This is a genomic window from Chitinophaga sp., assembly GCF_036566945.1.
Taxonomy (GTDB): Bacteria; Bacteroidota; Bacteroidia; order Chitinophagales; family Chitinophagaceae; genus Chitinophaga.
Genome location: NZ_DATCVJ010000003.1, coordinates 1 through 3,377 on the forward strand (window position 1 = coordinate 1; position 3,377 = coordinate 3,377).

The following is a 3,377-nucleotide window of genomic DNA, read 5'->3' on the forward strand; positions in this document are numbered from 1 at the left end:
TTAACGTCGAATGATGATCTGGCCGACATGAAAAAAGTACTGGCTGAAAAAGGAATTACCGTTAACGTGCCGACCCTGAAACGTAATGCAACCGGCGAAATCATCAGCATCCGATTTGTAGCCAAGGATACAAAGGGCGGCACTGTGGGAGAAACACTGGACCAGGGTCCTATTAACCCCTTCTTCTTCTACTTTGGTGAAAAAGAAAGCGGCATCGGAGAAATAGCAGGCAAAAATTTCCCGAGAAGCTTGATCGACCTGGCATTAGCAGAAAATAATGGTAGTGTGAAAGGAGTAACTTCTGACACTGCTTTTTTAAATCGTTTCCCTGGTGGACAAGAAGCATATGCAAAAATATTTGCGAAGTACACACGCTATCCAAGGGTTTGTCAGGAAAATGGTAAGATGGGTAATGTAAGGATACAATACAAAATACAACCCAGCGGCGCCATCACAGATGTAGAGGTATTGTCTGCTCCTGATAAGGCTTTGGGTGATGAGGTGAAGCGGGTTGTTGGTTTATTACCTGCTTTTGCAGCTGATCCAAATAGTAAAACCGTAACCGTTTCCCTTTGTGCAGGATTCCGCCTGAAAGGACTTATAGAACCTAAGTGGCCTGCCACCGAAAGTCCGGATGTAATAATTATCGGTTACGGCACAAAATAACGCTATTCCGCCACAGGTTCTTTCTTCTTCTTTCTTGATTTAGTAACCTTATTAAACAGGTTGATACCCAATTGAACGCCAATAAATTCCAGTGCTGTCATTAATGCCCCGGTAGCAAAATTCTTTACTTTACCACTTCCCCACGCCATCTTAGCCACGTTCAGGGCTATGTTGAAGGCACCGCTATGTTTGGCGCTACCGGGGATCACAGCATTCAGGGCCATCTTTTTATAGTTGTCCCTGAAATAATCTACCCGGTTACCCATTTCATTTTCCAGTTCCCGGGAGCGCATTTTTAATCGGGTAATTTCCAACTCCAATGATTCGAAGCTGTCTATTTTCTTACGCATGTGTAAACGTTTAGCATTAATTATCCCTTTGCGGTGTTTTCAGTGGCTTCATCATCAGGAACATAGCCCGGATCAACCGGTTGTTGCTCCTTTGCACGCTGCTCACGTTGATTATGAATATGATTCGATTGTTCATCGTTATCAGTAATCTCATCCACCAGCTCTGTTATCAATAGCTTAGCCAGCGGTCTTTGTATCAGCTGTTTACGGAACAAGAGTATAATCAGGAATAATACGACAAACAACCCGGCTGCACAGCCAAATCCGATCGTAAAACTACCCGTCATTTCCCCGATCCAAAAGCCTACTACCATGCCGAGGAACACAATCACGAAAAAAAACAGCAGGAAAGCCATCGTCAATGAGAAAAACAATCCCAAAGCTTTCGATAACTTTCCCGCTGCCTGGAGCTTAATCAGGTCCAGTCTGGTTTCCAGGTATTCCCTGGCTACTTTTCCCGTTTGGTTAAAGTAGTTGCCGAAATTATCTTCCATGCAAATAAATTTATTCAAATGGGGTTTACGCCAACTCGTTCTCTAACTCATCCTGAAATTGATCTTTTTTCTTTCTCCATTTTTCTTTCAGCTTATCAGATTGGTCTCTGAGCTTTTCCACCAGTTCATCTTTTTTATCTGAATTCAGGAAGTAACCTACTGCAACGCCTACCGCTGCACCTACTATAAACGAAACCACGGCTTTGGAACTTGTACTCATAACTAAGGTTTTTAAGATGTTATAAATTAGGTTTTCTTTGTACCAGCGATTCAACAAACATTATTCCATAAATGGAAGTTACACAAAACTTCCCTGTTAAATCCCCGCTTTAAGAACAAGCACTACGTAATTTTGTTTACTGTTCACAAAAGCATCACAGCTGCCATCCGGTCTGCTTTTTGACATACCGGATAATTACACGATATTATGTACTATGAGCTATCTTGACAACGACCGCCTTAAACAAATTGGTTTTCTACTCCTGATCCTTTTCCTTGGTATTCTCCTTTTCATGGAGATGTTTACCTTTTTCCCCGGTTTTCTGGGCGCCGTAACCATGTATGTCATTTGCCGGAAATGGATGTTCCATCTCACAGAACAACGAAAATGGAAGCAAAGCCTTGCTGCTGCCCTGCTGATGGTGCTTTCCTTTATCATCATCCTGTTGCCCGTTGGGATGTTGGTGAACATGCTAACGGCCAAGATTGCCTATGCCGCCAATCATTCTACAGAGCTCATCAACAGCCTTAAACAAACAAATGCCCGCCTGGAACAAAGTCTGGGCTTTGGTTTAGTGACCACAGAGCGGCTGCAGAAACTACAGGAAAACATAACAGCCGTGCTGCCAGGCTTCCTGGGTGCTACATTTAACACCCTCACCACTATTGCCATGATGTACTTTATGCTCTTTTTCATGCTGGTAAATGGCCGAAAAATGGAAGAGAACCTGTATGAATACATCCCCCTGAAAGATAAAAATGTGGAAAGACTGGGTAAAGAGTTCAACACTTTGGTAATTGCCAACGCGGTGGGGATTCCGCTCATTGCTGTTGTACAGGGTATTATTTCATTGATCGGCTATCTTGTTTTCGGTATTCCACAGCCTTTTTTCTGGTTTGTGGTGACTTGTTTTACCGCTATGCTCCCGGTAATTGGTGCAGCAGCGGTGTATGTGCCACTGGGCGTCTATCTGCTGGCTGTTGGTAACACCTGGCAAGGTATCGCGATACTCGTATATGGTTTCGGTGTAGTAGGCACTTCCGATAACATTGCCCGCATGCTATTGGCCAAGCGGATTGCAGATGTACATCCACTGATTACTATTTTCGGTGTAATCGTAGGCGTTAGTCTTTTTGGTTTCATTGGCCTGATCTTCGGCCCACTACTCATTTCTATGTTTATTCTTTTACTGGAAATTTACGGAAATGAGTTTGTGGTAAAAAGAAGAGACATGGCAGCACAAAAGAATGACGCGAAAAACACCGATCATCCACGGTAATAATTATTATCCCCGATATATTGAATAACATTGTCCGGCACCATGAACCGTACAGACTTTCCTTCCTTAATCCATTTACGTATATCCGTTGCCGAGATATCCAGCATAGGTGCTTCCAGTATTTCTACTTCTGCTCCAAAAGTATCTGTGATCTCATGTCCCGGCCGGCGATATACGTAGATGGGATAGTTCTTTACAATCTGTTCAAAATTCTTCCAGCGGGGCAAATTCTGAAAACTATCACTTCCCATAATGATGGCAAATTCCTGGGTAGGGAATTTTTCTTCCAGATAAGTCAGGGTATCTACAGTATAAGAAGGTCTGGGTAAAGAGAACTCAATGTTACTGGCACGTAGCCGCACCTCGTC

The 3,377-nt window shown here is 43.3% G+C and carries 6 protein-coding genes; 2 read left to right on the top strand and 4 right to left on the bottom strand.

Annotated features, from left to right (window positions below; genetic code table 11):
- The coding region (locus tag VIP81_RS00035) for a TonB family protein (protein WP_331956424.1) at positions 1–666 on the top strand (666 nt) is incomplete at its 5' end.
- Between the two features lie 2 nt (positions 667–668).
- Here the strand turns inward: VIP81_RS00035 and VIP81_RS00040 are convergent.
- The 3 genes from VIP81_RS00040 to VIP81_RS00050 are packed head-to-tail and all read right to left on the bottom strand — an operon-like array spanning position 669 to position 1,730.
- Positions 669–1,016, bottom strand: a complete 348-nt coding sequence (locus VIP81_RS00040) for a hypothetical protein (RefSeq protein ID WP_331956425.1) — start codon at positions 1,014–1,016, stop codon at positions 669–671.
- A 20-nt stretch (positions 1,017–1,036) separates the two neighbouring features.
- On the bottom strand, positions 1,037–1,510 hold the full coding sequence (locus VIP81_RS00045) for a hypothetical protein (RefSeq protein ID WP_331956426.1): 474 nt from the start codon (positions 1,508–1,510) through the stop codon (positions 1,037–1,039).
- A 25-nt stretch (positions 1,511–1,535) separates the two neighbouring features.
- Complete coding sequence (locus VIP81_RS00050) at positions 1,536–1,730, bottom strand: YtxH domain-containing protein (protein ID WP_166649869.1); 195 nt, start codon at positions 1,728–1,730, stop codon at positions 1,536–1,538.
- A 214-nt stretch (positions 1,731–1,944) separates the two neighbouring features.
- Between VIP81_RS00050 and VIP81_RS00055 the strand changes: the two genes are divergently transcribed.
- Positions 1,945–3,009, top strand: coding sequence for an AI-2E family transporter (locus tag VIP81_RS00055; RefSeq protein WP_331956427.1), 1,065 nt, complete (start codon positions 1,945–1,947; stop codon positions 3,007–3,009).
- Here VIP81_RS00055 and VIP81_RS00060 read toward each other — a convergent pair.
- On the bottom strand, positions 2,997–3,377 hold a 381-nt coding region (locus VIP81_RS00060), incomplete at its 5' end, for a nicotinate-nucleotide adenylyltransferase (protein WP_331956428.1). The two genes, VIP81_RS00055 and VIP81_RS00060, sit on opposite strands and share 13 nt — an antisense overlap.

Bases quoted from the DNA above. Each gene is read 5' to 3' on its own strand.
- VIP81_RS00045 (WP_331956426.1), bottom strand. From the start codon at position 1,510: ATGGAAGATAATTTCGGCAACTACTTTAACCAAACGGGAAAAGTAGCC.
- VIP81_RS00055 (WP_331956427.1), top strand. From the start codon at position 1,945: ATGAGCTATCTTGACAACGACCGCCTTAAACAAATTGGTTTTCTACTC.
- VIP81_RS00050 (WP_166649869.1), bottom strand. From the start codon at position 1,730: ATGAGTACAAGTTCCAAAGCCGTGGTTTCGTTTATAGTAGGTGCAGCG.
- VIP81_RS00040 (WP_331956425.1), bottom strand. From the start codon at position 1,016: ATGCGTAAGAAAATAGACAGCTTCGAATCATTGGAGTTGGAAATTACC.